The organism is Pseudomonas fluorescens (genome assembly GCF_902497625.1).
In the GTDB taxonomy this organism is placed as follows: domain Bacteria; phylum Pseudomonadota; class Gammaproteobacteria; order Pseudomonadales; family Pseudomonadaceae; genus Aquipseudomonas; species Aquipseudomonas fluorescens_BQ.
Window position 1 is genome coordinate 23396 of record NZ_CABVGX010000006.1, and the last position, 15732, is coordinate 39127.

A 15732-nucleotide genomic window follows, 5' to 3' on the forward strand; every position below is an offset into this window, starting at 1 on the left:
AATGAGCAAAGGTTGCTGGCGCCGCGCAGCATAGCGCAAAGCCTTGCGCAGGTTTGCGACGCTGGCCAGGTCGATTTCTGCCGGTCGCGGACCTACGCTTAACGGTTGAAATACCAGGATTCTCCTAAGCGAAGAGTGATCAAGCGTATGGTTAGTACATAGTAATAGCGCGTCGATTCAGCGTGCGGGTTCATGCGGTGAGTTAGAAACCAGACGAGATGCTTTTGCTGCCAGGTCCATGGATTGTCGCGTTGCCAGCGATCAGCTATTGCTGTTTGGATAGCTTTCGCCTGACGCAGGTGGCGTTGGCGTGTTGTATGAGATCCAGTCAGGACGCTCGCCAGGAACAGCTCCATATCGAATGCCTTACTCATGCTCGGCCCCCGATGTAAGCCGAAACTACGTCGATACGACCGTGCCCCAGCTCATAGCTGATTTGCACCCGGGCCTCCTGATCGAGGTGTCGGTCGAGCTGGTAGCAACGGCCACCGTTGATGGGCGCAGGATGCTGGGTGATTTGCTCATATCGTTCGCACGCATAGGCTGCCCGCAACTCGTGGAAGCCTTTGAGGTTGTGCTTATGGATGATGTCCCGTGCGGGTCGGACGATTCCCTGCAAAAAATCGAGGTAGCGTTCGTTCGGTGCAAGCAGGTTGCGGCTACCGTCGGGTGAGACCTTTTCGGCAAACCTCAATGCGTCACGAATATGATCATCTACCGTAATCCAACGAGGTGCTGACGCGCCTGAACGGCCACCTTTGGTACCGTCCTGGATGTTGATCTTGCCGAATTGCTTGGCTTCACGTTTTAGACGGGGAAGGTCGGCCAAGATCGTCTCGCGTAAGCGCATACCGGTGGCTCGGGCCAACAATGTGATAGCGGCTGCGCGCGACTGCTGATGTCCACAGAGCGCTTCTACGACCCGCTTCACGTGTTCGCGGTCTTGGCCTTGCGGCACCGAGCTGCGAACACTAGTGCGCTGCATGCCCAACGCCTCGCTCGGACTCGGGACGTTCGCGTATTGATCGCCGCGAAGTGCGGCCATGGTCCGATTCACGCTGGACAACCGGTTTTGCGCGGTGGCGATGGCGAGCTCACCTTGTTCAACTTGCTGGCGCAGATGTCCGGCGTAGTCGAGCAGCGTTTTCTGATCTATTTGACGCGCATCGTTGAGGCCTGGCCCATCCTCTGAGTGACACCACCGCACGAATGCCCGCCACCGATCACTATGCGCCTTGACCGTGCCGTAATGCCCGCCGCCAAACATGTCCCGCAACGCCCGTGGCCCGGCATAACTCAATTGCCGGCCATAGCCAAAATTTCGCCCGTTTCGTCTACCTACCAATGCCATGATCAAACTCCTCTCGAACCCAAAACCTTTGAAGCTTTCCCCACGTCATCCCGCCAAGGATGTTGAGTGTTATCAGGGATCAAGGCCCCTGCGACCTGTGAGGGTTGTCCACTAACGCGGGACTGGCGGCTCCTTACAACCGGGAGCTTGGGCATCTCATGATCTGGCCTCCTGAACACTTCCGAAGACGTGGGCGGGTGGAGGCTGCGCTGGCTGACGAGACCGACGCCGCGAGATCCTGAGTCGGGTGAAGGCAGCTATGCAATGACCGGGGCATGCCTGACTGTCAGTCAGGTGCAGTCCATTCCGTGGGCTGCGGCACCATCATCTGCATCGCTGTTGCTGGTGACTTTTCGGTGTTTGTCACGCCGATTGTCACGAAGGGGAATGCCGCAAAGCCTTGTACGAGTTGGGCTGCAGCAGCGGTAGGAGCGCCCGTCTTTCCGGAAGAAAGAGACGGGCGCAGGTTGGCGCAGTGAAATGGCCAAGCGGATAGGTTGCTGCAGAGCAGCTATGAAAGGGGATGAGTTGCCGCAGTGGGCACTGGTAAAAGTAGGCATCCATCACATTGCTGTGACCGTGCGAGCCGCCGGACGCTAATCGCACTTTGGGAGAACCACCACAGATGTGGCGTAGCCTTAAAGGTTCTGGCTACCTGGGTTGCTGTCAACGACAGCGCTTTGCCCAATCTTTTCTACGCCTGTGGATAATTCGGGTCAAGGCTCGAATTTTCGGGAGTTTTGCGGCTGTGGATGAAATTATCCACCGGTGGAAATCAGTGGTTTTCCACAGATAGTTGCGTGGGCTTTAGATTTTTTAAGTGAGGTCCATCCAAGCAGGGCGGCTTTGCAGCCCTGCTTGGATGGACCCGCGTGGACAAGCGGATCACTGAGATATGAAGACCGAGCGCTTACTCGGTTGCGCCACGTTTTGCTTTTAGGCGAGTGACGTTTGCTCCGGTCTGGTTCGCGAATTCGTGTGGAGTGACATGCTCCTGCTGGTTGGCCTCCAGATACCGGCTCCACCAGTTCATGATCAGCCTGCGCTCCTCGATGAACTCGGCCTTGTGGATGTAAGCGGCGCGGACGTTGTTGCGCTCCTTGTGGCTCATCTGCCGTTCAATAGCTGTCTCCGACCACAATCCCGACTCGATCAGTGCGCTGCAGGCCATCGAACGAAACCCATGCCCGCAGATATCGGTTTGGGTGTCGTATCCCATGGTCCGTAGCGCGTTGTTCACGGTATTTTCGGACATGGGCTTCCAGGGTTTGGCATCACCTGCGAAGACCAATGCGAATTTGCCTGTGAGTGCATGGATTTTTTCGAGTAGCGCCACTGCTTGCGGCGATAAGGGTACTAAATGGATATCCCCTGCCATCTTCGTACCCCTTGTGGAAAAGGGTACTCCCTCCAACGCGGGTCGAGTGTCCGGTATCTCCCAGGTGCCGCGCTTGAGGTCGAACTCGCTCCAGCGGGCGAAACGCAGTTCGCTGGATCGTACAAACACATGCAGCGATAGCATCACCGTCAGGCGGGTAAGTGCGCGGCCTTTATAGGTGTCGATCCGCTCCTGTAGTTCCGGCAGTCGCGATAAGGGTAAAGCGGGGCGATGTACCACCCGCGGGGCTTTGATCAAGCCTTCGAGGTCGTAAGCAGGGTTTGCGGTGATAAGCCGGAGGCGTTTTGCCTCGCGCATGATGCTCTGCAGGTAGTTTTGTACCCTTAAAGCTACGTCTATCGTTCCGCGCTTCTTGATCGCTTCCAAGGGCTGCATGAGGTCATGGGTGTCGAGGTCGACAATGGCGCGGGCGCCGATCAGCGGGAACACGTGGGTTTTGAGGCGGCTCATCACAGTCTTGGAATGGCCTGGTGCCCACTTGGCCGACATTTCCGTATGCCAGTCGAGCGCAACGCTTTCAAAGGTTCTGCCTTTGATTACGGCTTCCGCCTTGGCTTGGTGCTTGGTCTCTATAGGATCAACGCCATCCGCCAGCATTCGCTTAACTTCCAAGCGCTTGCGGCGCGCATCGGCGAGGCCAATGACGGGGTAGTTGCCGAACGAGGTCAGTCCTTCGCGTCCGTCAGGTTTGACGTAACGGAGCCGCCAGCCTTTGCGGCCATTGGGCTGGACTAGGAGGTAGAGGCCATCGCCGTCGAAAAGCTTGTAGGCGCGGTCTGTAGGTTTTGCCAAGCGGCAAGCTGCGTCGGAGAGCGGAGCTGTGGTGCGCGACATAAGGGTACTCCCTTTTATCGAAGTGACCTGTATCCCAAACTCTACCCTTAAAACGGTTGGAATCCACCAGTTTCTGACGGAAACCGATGGAACGCCAAAACGAAAAAACCCGCCAGAAGGCGGGTTTTTCGGGGGTTCCAGAGATTTTGAAAGCCTTCTCTGGAACCTTGTATGGTGCCGGCACCAGGAGTCGAACCCGGGACCTACTGATTACAAGCGGCTTGTCCCGGTGTTTTTTCAAGATTCAGTAAGTAACGAAAATCCATAATACCCTTATGTATAAAGGGATTTTGCCTTGTTTCGTTGTTTCGTCTCGTTGCACGTTGTAGTCTTCAGTTACCTGAGAAGCTGTGACCAAAGCTGTGACCAAGACTGAGGCGCGACCAATGGCGAGTAATGCATCGAAGACTGTGAATGACCAGAAAGTGCGGGGTATGACTCCCGGCTGCTCACCTTTGGTCGAAAGCCTGCCGGGACGTGGCACCGGGGCACTGGTATTCAAGCGTGCGAACGAAAGCTCGCCCGCTTGCTACTACCGCTATCACCTGGCGGGCAAGCAAGTGCTGATCAAGCTAGGAGTGTATCGACGCACTGCTCGGGAGGTCGGCTTTACCTTGCCGGAACTGCGCGACCACGCCGCGGCAATGGCGCAGATAGCTAAAGCTCACGGCGACGTTAAGGCGTACTTGGCACAGCAGGAAGAAAGCGCTGAAGCGGCACGTATCCAAAATGAGCGCGCTGTCGAGTCTGCTCGCCTGAAGGCGGAGGAGGAAGCCCGAGAGCGCCATCACCTAGCCGAAGTCGAAGCGTCACGCGGCACCTTCGGAGAGCTATTCCTCGACTACATCGAATCGCGCCGGGAGAAGGCCACTGCCGGCGTCGTCAAGGAGCTGGAGCGGTTGTATCAGACCAATATGCTGGCCCCTCACGCCAGCATCATGGCAATGAAGGCGCGAGACATTCGCCCCGACCACATTCTCGCCATACTTAATCCGATCTGGGATCGCGGTGCGAAGGTACAGGCCGACCGGATGCGTTCGTTCTTGGCTGCGGCATTCAATCATGGTCTGCGGGCCGAGAACGCGGTCGGCAGGTCGAGCGCCAAGAGCTACAAACTAGAGAACAATCCGGCCATGTTGGTAGCAGTCGAGAAGGTATCGGCCCCCGCAACCCGTGCGCTTTCTGATGCGGAGTTGAGAAAGTTCTGGGGAACAGTCGAAACCACCGAAGGCGTCGGGCCGGTCATGGCGCTGTTGTTCCAGTTCGTCATTGCCACAGGAGGGCAACGCATTCTCAACATCTGCCAGACCACTTGGGATGATTACGATCTGGAGGCCCAAACCGTAAGCTTGATCCATCGCAAGGGGCGCGGAGGACAAACGATGAGCAGGCCGCACCTAGTCCCGTTGACTGGACGGGCTATCGCCATTCTGAAGCATGTGAGGGAGATCAACGGCTGTCACCCCTGGCCGTGGACCACCACCGGAAAGCAGCACATCGTCGTCAGCAGCCCGCGCCATGCCGTTGCTGATTGGCTGAAGTCAGAGCACGCGGTTATAGGTGGGAAGCAGACCTCCAGCTTCTCGCCGCGCGACTTGCGCCGCACCTGCGCCCAACTGATGCAGAGACACGGAATCAGCGATCAACTGTCCGACCTGCTGCAAGCGCATGGTCAGACTGGCGTAGCGAATATTCACTATCGAAATAACCCCGAGGCGGCATTACCGGAAAAGCGGCGTGCCATCGAGCTTTTCGAGCGTGCGCTTGCGAAGGTATTGGGGGAGCAGCAGACCGCTAATGTGGTGCCGCTGTCGAGAAAAAGGAATAAAACTGAAAAAAACAAAAATAATTTCTAGCGCATTTGGTGAGATATGGCGAGATATGGTCAGATATGGTGCTTTAATACATTATTACAAATGATTATCATTCGCTAAAGTGTACTTGAACGTTCCGCAGGCCTCGCTACTATGCGGCTACTGGCTAGACGTACAAGACCCAGATGAAACGCCCTGCACGCTGTTGCCGGGGGTTGCTGGTAACGTAGTTGCTGCTGGAATGCAGACAAAGAAAAGCCCTCGACACCTTAAATGCCGAGGGCTGATCTGGGGGGACGCGTCAACGTCCCTCTGCATACCGGCAAGGCCAGTACACCCCCAAGGTAGAAGCTTTTGATCCGGCTTCAATATCTACAGGCGATGCTTGTAGACGCTAGGAGTTTAAGTCACCTGAATTTGGCGTCAATGCAAATTCGTACCGTCCGACCGACGTAGATCCTACGACCCGTCGTGCGGACTAGTGACTTTCTATCCTGCACTGAGGGGAATCCCATTCAGTTCGAAATGGATGCCCAAAATGAGTCAACAAACCAATCGCGCCAGTCCTTACACTGCAACACCCAATCTGCCGATTCCCGGCACCTTCGGCACCACCGCACAGCTCTGCACTCGCTACCAAGTCAGCCGCACGACCTGGTGGCGCTGGTCGCAGATGCCTGGCTTCCCACGTGCCGTACGCTTCGGTCGTTCGGTTCGCTGGCCGGTTGAGTCCATTGAAGCCTTCCTGACTCCGCAGGAGGCGTAACCCATGCGTATCCAACAACCCGCAAATAGTCGCGGGCCGGCAGCGTTCGGCTTGAAGAAACTCGGAGCTGGTGAGCTTGCACCGACGCCGATCCATCTTGAGATTCAGCGCATTGCCGATGCGGCTCTGTCCGTCGCGGACAATCTGCTGGCCGACTGGCTGCCGGACGGCAATCGCAAGGGCAAAGAGTACTGGGCGATCAATCCGGTGCGCGGTGACCGTAAGCAAGGGTCGTTCAGCATTAACCTCCACACCGGCAAGTGGCACGACTTCGCCAGCGGCGACAAAGGTGGAGACCTTGTGTCGTTGCTCGCCTATCTGCGCGGCTGCCGACAGGTCGATGCCACTCGCATCATCGCCAAGCAACTGGGGCTGCCGTTCGGAGGTGACCTCAAGCGTGACCTGCTCGCCGAGGAAATCGAGCGCCAGCGTATCGTCCGCCAGCGCGAACAGCGCCAGCAGCAAGACGATGAAGCAACGCGGGCCAAGTGGGAGAATGCCGCCGTTCGTGCTCGTCGCGTCTGGGCGCTTGCTGGCCCGGCTAACCCCAACCATCGGTACATGGTCCGCAAGCGCATTAAACCCCATCATCTACTTCAGCTCGGCAGCGAGTTGCTGGTTCCCATCTACTGGCGCGGCGAATTGGTGAGCCTCCAACGCATCAAGTCCGATGGCACCAAGCTTTTCCTTTCGGGTGGCCGGATCAGCGGTTGCTACTGCCTGTTCGGGCGTATCGAGCCCGGCATCGAGCTGTTCATCGTCGAGGGCATTGCAACGGCTGCCACCCTTCACGAGCAGACGGGCAAGCCGATCGCCGCTGCAATGAGCGCCGCTAACTTGCTGCCGGCTGGTTTAGAGTTGAAGCGCCTCCATCCCAATCTCGTGCTGGTCGTCGGCGGCGATGATGACCGTGCCAAGGAAGCTGAGGGCAAGCCCAACTCCGGCAAGCTGGCTGCCATCCATGCGGCTGCGATGCTCGACCAGAAGTACGTGCTGCCGGCCTGGCCGGAGGATGCGCCGCTGCATCTGTCCGACTTCAATGATTTGGCTGTATTGCTGGAGGACCGGGAATGAACGCGCTCCTGATGACCGAAATTCAGACCCCGACAGGGCTGGCACCTAAGCCGCTGCTACCGGATACCGCGCCGCCGACGCCTTATCCCTTGGACGCGCTGCCCTACGTGATGCGCGGCGCAGTCGAAGCCATTGTCGAGCATGCAATGGTGCCTGCCGCTATCGCCGGGCAATGCGTTATCGGTGCGGCCACCCATCTGGCGCAGACCCGGGTCAACGCTTGGCACCCCAAGGGCAAACCTGAAGGGGCGCCCTGCTCGCTGTTCATGCTGTCGCTGTTCGATTCGGGGGAGGGCAAGTCGAGCGCGCGTGATTTGGCCTTCAAGACGATTGACGAAGCGGAAAAGGATGCGCGCGCTCGCCACCGCCAAGCCTGCGCCGAGATTGAGACAATGGCTGCTGGCCTGAAGGGCAAGGCGCGTGAAGAGTTCTTGGCTGCACACCCGTTGCCGCCCGATCCGAAAACCCAATACAGCGATGCGACTTTCGAGCCGCTGGTTGGTGATTTCATCCGGGGCAAGGCGGCTGCAAGCTGGGACACGGACGAAGGCGGACAAATGCTCGGCGGTCACTCGATCAAGGCTGACACTGTGGCTTCGACCCTTGGCGGCCTGACTACAGCCTTCAGTTCGGGGAAGTTCGAGCGCACCCGCTCGCGCGGCAACGTGGAAGGCTCCGGCGTAGCCTATAACCGCCGCCTGAGCATTCACTTGATGGCGCAAGCGGTAACCGTGGCGGAGGCATTGAGCAATCCGTTGTTGGTCGGGCAGGGCTTCCTTGCTCGCTTCCTGCTCGCGGCGCCGAATAGTCTGGCCGGCACCTGCTTCATCACTATTGAGTCACTGCAGCGCAAGGCCTACGCAGACCCGCGTCTGCAAGCGTACTGGTCGCGCTGCGATGAGATCGCCGCCAGCCCGGAACATATTGACCCGGAAACCGGTGAGGTCGCCCCACCCGTTCTGGAGCCTGACGCAGAGGCTAAACAGGTATGGGTGGACTTTCGCAACGAGATCGAAAGCGAGCGCGGGCCACTCGGGAAGTTCGCTGGCCTGAAGCCGTTCGCCGCCCGAGGCGCCGAGCATGCGTTGCGTTTGGCTGCCGTGCTCGGCTTTGTTGAGGGTGTCGAGCTGATTGATGCCGACTGCATGCGTCGCGCGTGCATGCTAGCGCGCTATTCCCTAGATGAGTGGCTGCGCTACATCGCCGCAGGCGCAGTTGATCCAGAGCTGAAACTCGCCGCCGAATTGATGTGCTGGTTTCGCGACCACAAGAATCCGGCAAAGTGGCAAGAGTTTCATGTCAATGAACTGGGCAAGTCGGGACCGTTTGCGGTTCGTTCGGCCCAGAAGCGTGACAAGGTGCTGGCCGTTTTGCTGAGGCATCACCACCTGCTGAGCAGCGACGGCAAGCAGTTCAGGATCAACCTCCTTGCGGAAGTTGCGGATTCTGCGGAAACCCACCAGCCATGTAGCTATGCGATTGCGGAAGAGCTGCGGAAGGTTGCGGAAGTTGCACCGTTTCCCCGCGCGTCACGTTCAGCATCCGCAGGGCTTCCGCAAAATTCCGCAAAGCTTCCGCACGAAGAAGCCCCGCAATATCACGGCCTTCCGCAGAATCCGCAGAATCCGCAGCACCCTGCATTCGTAAGCGCGAAAAGCGAACAGATGTGGGAGTTGAAGCTTTGAGTGCCGCCGAGCTGATCCACCGCGCAAGCGTGGCCGGCCTTGAGATGACGGTCAGTCAGGATGGCTGCCTGCAACTGCGTGCTGACCATCCGCCGTCTGACAACCTGCTCGTCGAATTGGCCGCGCACAAGATCGAGATCATCCACGCTCTGAATGCTGCCAACGACCCGATGCTTTCGAGCGCCTGGCTCTCCCGTGTCGCGCGCCTGCTTGAAACCTGTCCTGACGTACTGCTGGAAGAAGGGCATTTGGAGCCGCACGACCTTGCCGAGTTGGGCAGGGCGGACGTCGTGCTGGTAGCTGACATCATCCGTGCTAGCCCGGCGTGGAACCACCGGCCGCAGCGGATCGAGCAAGCGGCCGAGATCCACGCCGTGGTGGAAGTTAAGCCGAAACACATCATCCTCACCGCGGCTTCGGCGTCACAGGCTTGGCGAGTGGCTGATGCGGCACAGACCAACCACGTGATGAGCTGCGACGAATGTCATGCGGCAACGCGCCGTTACTGCGCGGCCGGCATTGACTTGCGCCAGCGTTATAACAACACCCCGATGGAGGCAAGTGAATGAACGATGCTCCAGCAGTTGAGTTTGTCATCGAGGAGAATGAGGAAAAGGCCAATGCCCGCAATTACCTGACTCCGGAGTGCGTGAACGCCGCATTGCTTGTCAGTAGTAACCTGCTCGGCAAGACGCCGTTCCCCGAGGCTGTCCTCGAACTGGCTCGGCAGACGACTGCAATTAACCGCGGTGACATGACCCGAGCAGAAGACATGTTGGTATCCCAAGCGCATTCTCTAGATGCTCTATTCGTGCATCTTGCGGGTCGGGCACTGTCGTCTAAAAACATGGACGGGCTGGAGTCCTACATGCGTCTCGCACTTAAGGCCCAGAACCAGGCCAGGGCCACCTTGCAGACCTTGGGCGAACTCAAAACTCCCAAGCAGGTCGCTTTCGTGAAGCAGGCGAACATCGGCAATCAGGTCCAAGTCAACAACGGTATCCATGAGAAGCCCGCGCGCACGCGGAAATCCAAAAAAGCGCAGAACGAACTATTGGAGGTTGAGCATGGCGAACGGCTGGACACCCGAGCGACGGGCGCGGCAGGCGGAGCTGATCCGGCAATGGCGACCATGGGACCGAAGCACCGGACCACGCAGCACCGAGGGTAAAGCGGCTTCATCGCGCAATGCCTGGACGGGCGGGATGAGGCCGCTGCTGCGAGAACTGGCCGAAGAGCTGCGCGAGCAGGATAAGATTCGTCGCGAGATCCTGGATTGAGCGAAACGCCACGGATGGCGAATTACTAAGTGATTACCCGCCCGAATTTATTGGCACGTATCACTTTGAGTTATCCCGAGAAAGTGCAACGAAAATCACCTTTCCTAGGCCTAGAAATAAAGACTCGTCAGCTCCGTTTTTGTCCGATTATTTGTTTCACTTGAGGTGCACCTTAAAAATACGGTCTGGACTCGATTGGGCGACAACCTGCAGCGGGTGAGTAGGCTGAGGCGTGCGCCGCTCCGCGATAGGTTCAACCTTTTCGTCAGGCGTCTGGATTCCTCACTTGGTGCCGCTCATACTGCCATCCCACAAAAATGCGCAGGCGCAGCCAACGAAAACAGTTCCAGGGATGGCACTGATAGTAGTTGGGCGCGGCGATCTTTACGGCGCTCGGCCTCGCCAAAAAAACTAAATGCCGGGCTTTTGCACCAATTCGAGGACAGGTACCCAGTGAAACGCTAGGTCAACTACTGGCCGTTTTCTGCATTTCACGAAGGGCAGTGATCGGCCAATAGCTGCAGCTGGTCACCGGCTGAAAACGGTCAGAAGCTGTCCCTCAGTAAAGTGACTCCGAACGCAGGTTGCTTACAATGCTTCCGTTCTAGTTGCTACTGATCAACGTCAGGATATGGCCAGATCTGAATCGCAGACTTCGCCAGCGCCGCTCCCCTGGCGAGAATCTCCTGCTCCGACCATTCTTCATGGTCATGCAAGTCACGGCTGAGATTCAGCTTGCTCCATTTCAAGAGTTCCGGTTTCTTGGCTGCCCAAGCGGAGTTGGACAATGCAGGGTTCAGGCTTCTGGTCACCAGTGTCAGATTGCCTAGCGTGTGCTTCATTCGATCACGACGCTGGCTGAACTCCACCTTAGTCTGGGGATCATTCTGCACCTCCGCGGGCAGCGGCCAGTGCTCCTGCCACTTCACAGGCAGAATATGCTCTATGGTCAACCCCGTCGGCAGGCTGACAGCCTCGCTTTTAGCATGCGCCAGCGCCCGCTCCAGGGCCTCGAGCACCGCCCGCACACGGTACTGCGGCCACCACTGGTACAGCGGGTAGTCGAGTAGCGCATTGCTCAGCTCGCCGTCTTTCGGGAAGCGCACACTTTCCCCTTCGCTGGAGAGCAGGAATGCACCGACAACCTGGGCCGTAATCTGCTTTTCCCGCTCGAGATGACGAATCAGATCGAGGAATAGTCGGTTGTAGTTCTTGGTGGTCAGGCCACAGATCATCCGACGGAACAGATAGGACTCAAGCACCGTTAGGATCGCCTCGAACTCGGTTTGCTGCTGCGGACGCAGTCGCTGGCTGCATAACAGCAGCAACGGATAAACCGTCGAAGTATCGATCACCACGAGGCGCGCCAGAAAACGCGACAGACGAGATCCTGCCGTGGGCGAAGAGAACTGGCGAAAATGCTCGGCGTAGGTCTTGAGCAGCGCCATATGGTCACTGGCAGATTTGGCCGGTTCGACGAAACAAGAGCCCCAGTCGGCGGTGTGCTGCACGTAGTTCTTGTATTCGTTAAAGATGTGGCCGACACGAATATCGCGGCGCATCGCCAGGGTCAGAAAATGGCGGATGAAGATGTCAATGCGTGGACGGTTTTCCCGCCCCTGCTTCACCTCTTTACGCCAGAACTCGCCATCGAACTCCGCCCAATGCTCTTCGTACAGCGTATCGATATCACCGCCTTCGCTTTGAGCGCGCCGGAACAGAAAGTTCTTGATTAGGTCCGCCGGCAGCAACTGCGTACCACGTGCATTGAGCGTCTCAAAGATCACTTGCGATTCGTCGTCTTCGCCGAGATCAATCACCACTAATTGCAAGCCATTGCGAACCACGGCCCAAAGCGCATCCAGCTGTTTCTCGGGCGACTCTTCGGCTTCTACAGCCTCCGGCCGCAACCACTCCTCGAACTGCCCATAAAAGTACAGGTAGGCGCCGACGATGCCCTGATCGTAGCTGAAGTCCACGCCCTTTTTGCTCGCCTGCTGCAACAACGCATCCGGGCTGCCCGCGCCATGTACCAAGGCAAATGCAAGGCGGTCGGCATTGGTTGGCAACAATTTGGGCACCTCTGACGGGTCATCGACCATCGTGTCACTGTTGGAGACCATCGACTCGAAGCGCCCGGCGAAGCGCTCGCTACCCCGGCTGCGGCACAGGTCGCGGGCGGCGATCAGCAGCAGTTGCAAGGTGGTGAAGCGCTGCTGGCCATCAATGACCTGACGGCCCTGCACCGAACCCGTGTCATTTCGCAGTTGCTCAAGCACCACGGCACCGAGGAAATGCGGGCGCAGCTTCTCACCAGCCAGCATCACATCGAGCAGGCGCTCGAAGTCCTCCCAGAGCGGCTGCCAATTATCCTCACGCTTCCATACATAAGGCCGCTGGAACAGCGGAATCTGGTAGCACACCGTGGGTTCGAAGATTCGCAGCAGAGGACGGCTGTTGGCTTCCATCGTTCATTCAATCCTTAGTTATCTACTAGCGCAGCCGACTCATCAGCAACTGCTGTCTCGCTCGCGTACAACCTACATACAACCGGTTGCGGAATACCGGCTGACCAAGGTCGTAAAGGTCGATCATTGGCAACATCACGACATCGAACTCCAGCCCCTTCACATGCAGCACCGACGTGAAGTGCACAAGGTACTTTTTCGACAGATCGATTTGTTCCGATACGCTCATCTTGCGGAAGCTGCCCTCCAGCTCCTGCGCACATAAAGCATGCAGAGACCGGGCGGTTTCCTGGTCAGGCAAGACCACAGCAACCGACTGATTTTCAGGGATAGCGGCGATCGTCTCGCATAGATACCTGAACTCTTCTTCACGCCGAGCAAAGCCATGCAGCGTGTAAGCGCCTTGCTCGCTGACCTGATCATGCAGAAGGGCAGCGTCCAGCTGCTGTACATCCGTATCGGCTCCGCGCTCGAACAACTGCCGCAGTACCGCACTTAGCGCAGCGAGATCCGGCTGCCCTTTCTGCCGCAGGTTCTCATCCAGCGCCACAAACTCTGGACGCTTGCCAATAGGGAAGCAATCCGCGATGTGAATTTCCTCGTTGCGGAGCAACTGCTGCGAACGGTCTCCGACCACAGTGATTGCGCTGTAACGCGGGTCAGCCTGGGAGGTCATCAAGTAGATCTGCTGCTCGCTGAAGTCCTGCACTTCATCGACAAACACGCTCTGATAGAAAGGGGCCTCGCGCAGGCTAGCGGGGAGCTTGGCTGTTACTCCGGCACTGAGGTCGTGAGCCAGGCACAGCAGCAAGTCGATATCCGAATCGCACAGGCGTTGCTCTTCAAGACGCTCCAGTACCTGCCATGCAATGGCCGCATCAGGGAAGCTGTCGGCGTATTCATACAGCGCCTTTGCATACAGCCCGGCGAAGTTCTTCAGCGGCTTGGCCAGATGATCCAACGCTGTCTGCAGGAATATCTTACGTACCGAAGGTCGCGCCTGTTCGTCCTCGCCAGGTAGCACCTGACTACCGATCCCACTGCTGACCTTCAACCACTTCAGCCCCTCACCATCCAGATAGAGCAAGGACCTGGGCGTACCAAGCACAATGAACAGCTCATTGACTGGCATAAATTTGGTCTCATACCCGTCACCACTCACTAACGATGGCAGCAGAGCGCGGACGCTAGTGCCCGAGAGTGAGGCCTGCACAGCATCATTGAAGGACAAGGGCTGGTTATCCGCCGAGAGGAACTGGTAACGACTGCTCGATACACAGGGCAATGCCTCGACCCCCTCAGCAACACTCGCCCTGTACAGCACCAATACCTGATTGGGTTGCTGGAACAAATCGACAGGTAACTCTGCCAGCCTTTGCGCCAACTCCGGAATGCCCTCGCCATAGGCCATGTATTCCCCTACATGAATACTCAGGGTTGCCGGGCCCAGGATTCGCTGAGCCAGCGCCTGAATCCTCTCCAACAATTTGGCCCCCAACCGATACAAGGTTCGCTCCGCAGCCAAAGGCGAGAGCAGCTCTTGCACCAGTTCATTAACGCTGGCTGCAAGCGCTTGGCGGGCAGCGGCAAACTGACTGCGCTGCTGGGCCGTAAACCGTTGCAGCTGCTCACTTTCGACCTCAACCAGCAGCTTCTGCAAATCGGCGGCAATCACCCGCGCCAGCGCAAGCCGGGCGGCATTGAGCCAAGCCAGCGTGGTGATCAGAGAATGCCCCTCGTCGCTGCTGTGTTTGAAGCGTTTGCCAAAGCCGCCCGAAGACTCCAGATGGCGATAGCTGCGCAGCTTGGAGCGCAACTCGTGATACTCAAGCACCGGCAAACCGGGCATACCTAGACGGCTGCAGGTTTGCTTGAGGTACTGGATCAGCTCGGCAGTGCGCACAAAGCCGACGCTGCCGTCCTGGGAGAATTTGCCGGCAAACTCCCCTTCCCAGTAGTCGAAGTCGTCGCCGAGAATGGACCGGAACGTCTCACGATCCGTAACTTCATTCGAGTTGAAGTCACAGAGCATCTTGGTTCGCCCGAGCGCCGCCGAGGTCTTGCCTGAGCCCGCAACGCCCTCGACCCACATCGGCCCAACCGGCTCCCGGGAAATGATCTTGTCCTGATTCGGGGTTCGATTCAGAAAAAAGTGCTCATCCAGGCTCATCCGCTCAATTAGCTCGCCGCCAACTTCATCGTCCACATCATCGAGATCGGCAATCGCCAGTACCGAATCTTCTTCCTCGTCATCGAGAATCTGCAGCCGCGGTGCGGCAGGCACGGACAGTGTCAGCTCTAATGGCACGCCTGCCGGCTGCCCATCTTCTGGTGGGTGTGTAACAACAAGAACCTCTGTCACCGGTGTGTTTGTCAGCCCGGCTTCGTTGGTTGTTCGCTTGGCAGGTTCGAGCAGCTCCTTGCCAATGGGGAGCACAACGGCGACAGGCTTCTCCACACTTTTGGTCTTTGCAGGCTTTTTACTCGGCACGGTCGTTTGCTTGCCTGCTAAATTAGCCGTTGTCAAAAAGGCTCGCAGATCCATGACCTTTCCCTGGCCGTTAGCATTCTCCACGCCCACCGCCAGAAAGTTGCGTGCATGACGCTCCAGTTCTTCCAAATCATGGCGACGAAACTGGCGGGCCTCAGTGACCCGGTAATCACCCCAGGCTTTGGAAAAGCTCTCAAAACCGACTCCTGCCACGGCGCATAGACGGCCCACCGGTGAGTGCGGAGTGGCATAGCCCGAGCTGACTTTGGGGTACACCAGCGAGTCCATAGCCAGCCGGAATGTAGCAACCCCCTCGTTCTCACGCTCGATCACCAGTGCCTTGCCGTAGGCGTTGCGCTTAAGATTCCAGTAAGCCAAATCGCCTTCACGGATCATATGCTCGGCGTAATCAATAATCCCCTCAAGCACCTCCAGCTCTTCACGGGCAACCTTGCGCAGGGATGCTTCACTAAGCTGCTTTGCCATACCTGTCACTCCTCATCCTTGGCAGAAAACGCCCACGCTCCGACGTAACCCGTTAATCAGGGTAAATCATTTATCTCAGCATTG

11 protein-coding genes are annotated in these 15732 nt (G+C 57.8%); 6 read left to right on the forward strand and 5 right to left on the reverse strand.

Going from position 1 to position 15732, the window contains the following annotated elements:
• Positions 1-98 precede the first annotated feature (98 nt).
• The 3 genes from F8N12_RS05395 to F8N12_RS05410 all read right to left on the reverse strand — a co-directional run bounded on the left by F8N12_RS05395 (position 99) and on the right by F8N12_RS05410 (position 3584).
• Positions 99-374: a hypothetical protein gene (locus F8N12_RS05395; RefSeq protein ID WP_150579524.1), complete on the reverse strand. Its 276-nt coding sequence runs from the start codon at positions 372-374 to the stop codon at positions 99-101.
• Positions 371-1351 carry an integrase domain-containing protein gene (locus F8N12_RS05400; RefSeq protein ID WP_150579525.1) on the reverse strand — a complete coding sequence of 327 codons (981 nt, stop codon included), beginning with the start codon at positions 1349-1351 and terminating at the stop codon, positions 371-373. Before F8N12_RS05400 ends, F8N12_RS05395 begins: the two co-directional genes overlap by 4 nt.
• Positions 1352-2261: 910 nt before the next feature.
• A complete protein-coding gene (locus tag F8N12_RS05410) occupies positions 2262-3584 on the reverse strand; it encodes a tyrosine-type recombinase/integrase (protein WP_150579526.1) in 1323 nt (440 codons plus the stop codon).
• Between the two features lie 386 nt (positions 3585-3970).
• Between F8N12_RS05410 and F8N12_RS05415 the strand changes: the two genes are divergently transcribed.
• The 6 genes from F8N12_RS05415 to F8N12_RS27765 all read left to right on the forward strand — a co-directional run bounded on the left by F8N12_RS05415 (position 3971) and on the right by F8N12_RS27765 (position 10094).
• Positions 3971-5440 carry a tyrosine-type recombinase/integrase gene (locus F8N12_RS05415; protein WP_150579527.1) on the forward strand — a complete coding sequence of 490 codons (1470 nt, stop codon included), beginning with the start codon at positions 3971-3973 and terminating at the stop codon, positions 5438-5440.
• Between the two features lie 496 nt (positions 5441-5936).
• Positions 5937-6164 carry a helix-turn-helix transcriptional regulator gene (locus tag F8N12_RS05420; protein WP_150579528.1) on the forward strand — a complete coding sequence of 76 codons (228 nt, stop codon included), beginning with the start codon at positions 5937-5939 and terminating at the stop codon, positions 6162-6164.
• Positions 6165-6167: 3 nt separating this feature from the next.
• Positions 6168-7238, forward strand: a complete 1071-nt coding sequence (locus F8N12_RS05425) for a toprim domain-containing protein (RefSeq protein ID WP_150579529.1) — start codon at positions 6168-6170, stop codon at positions 7236-7238.
• An 11-nt stretch (positions 7239-7249) separates the two neighbouring features.
• Positions 7250-8923 carry a DUF3987 domain-containing protein gene (locus F8N12_RS05430; protein ID WP_224787671.1) on the forward strand — a complete coding sequence of 558 codons (1674 nt, stop codon included), beginning with the start codon at positions 7250-7252 and terminating at the stop codon, positions 8921-8923.
• Positions 8920-9492: a hypothetical protein gene (locus F8N12_RS05435; protein WP_150579531.1), complete on the forward strand. Its 573-nt coding sequence runs from the start codon at positions 8920-8922 to the stop codon at positions 9490-9492. Before F8N12_RS05430 ends, F8N12_RS05435 begins: the two co-directional genes overlap by 4 nt.
• Positions 9489-10094 carry a hypothetical protein gene (locus F8N12_RS27765; RefSeq protein ID WP_224787668.1) on the forward strand — a complete coding sequence of 202 codons (606 nt, stop codon included), beginning with the start codon at positions 9489-9491 and terminating at the stop codon, positions 10092-10094. The genes F8N12_RS05435 and F8N12_RS27765 overlap by 4 nt, the downstream gene beginning before the upstream one ends.
• Before the next feature lie 720 nt (positions 10095-10814).
• Here the strand turns inward: F8N12_RS27765 and F8N12_RS05445 are convergent.
• Positions 10815-12671 carry a DUF262 domain-containing protein gene (locus F8N12_RS05445; protein WP_150579532.1) on the reverse strand — a complete coding sequence of 619 codons (1857 nt, stop codon included), beginning with the start codon at positions 12669-12671 and terminating at the stop codon, positions 10815-10817.
• Positions 12672-12696: 25 nt separating this feature from the next.
• Positions 12697-15648: an ATP-binding domain-containing protein gene (locus F8N12_RS05450; protein ID WP_150579533.1), complete on the reverse strand. Its 2952-nt coding sequence runs from the start codon at positions 15646-15648 to the stop codon at positions 12697-12699.
• Positions 15649-15732: the final 84 nt, after the last annotated feature.

Bases quoted from the DNA above. Each gene is read 5' to 3' on its own strand.
- F8N12_RS05395 (WP_150579524.1), bottom strand. From the start codon at position 374: ATGAGTAAGGCATTCGATATGGAGCTGTTCCTGGCGAGCGTCCTGACT.
- F8N12_RS05400 (WP_150579525.1), bottom strand. From the start codon at position 1,351: ATGGCATTGGTAGGTAGACGAAACGGGCGAAATTTTGGCTATGGCCGG.
- F8N12_RS05410 (WP_150579526.1), bottom strand. From the start codon at position 3,584: ATGTCGCGCACCACAGCTCCGCTCTCCGACGCAGCTTGCCGCTTGGCA.
- F8N12_RS05415 (WP_150579527.1), top strand. From the start codon at position 3,971: ATGGCGAGTAATGCATCGAAGACTGTGAATGACCAGAAAGTGCGGGGT.
- F8N12_RS05420 (WP_150579528.1), top strand. From the start codon at position 5,937: ATGAGTCAACAAACCAATCGCGCCAGTCCTTACACTGCAACACCCAAT.
- F8N12_RS05425 (WP_150579529.1), top strand. From the start codon at position 6,168: ATGCGTATCCAACAACCCGCAAATAGTCGCGGGCCGGCAGCGTTCGGC.
- F8N12_RS05430 (WP_224787671.1), top strand. From the start codon at position 7,250: ATGACCGAAATTCAGACCCCGACAGGGCTGGCACCTAAGCCGCTGCTA.
- F8N12_RS27765 (WP_224787668.1), top strand. From the start codon at position 9,489: ATGAACGATGCTCCAGCAGTTGAGTTTGTCATCGAGGAGAATGAGGAA.
- F8N12_RS05445 (WP_150579532.1), bottom strand. From the start codon at position 12,671: ATGGAAGCCAACAGCCGTCCTCTGCTGCGAATCTTCGAACCCACGGTG.
- F8N12_RS05450 (WP_150579533.1), bottom strand. From the start codon at position 15,648: ATGGCAAAGCAGCTTAGTGAAGCATCCCTGCGCAAGGTTGCCCGTGAA.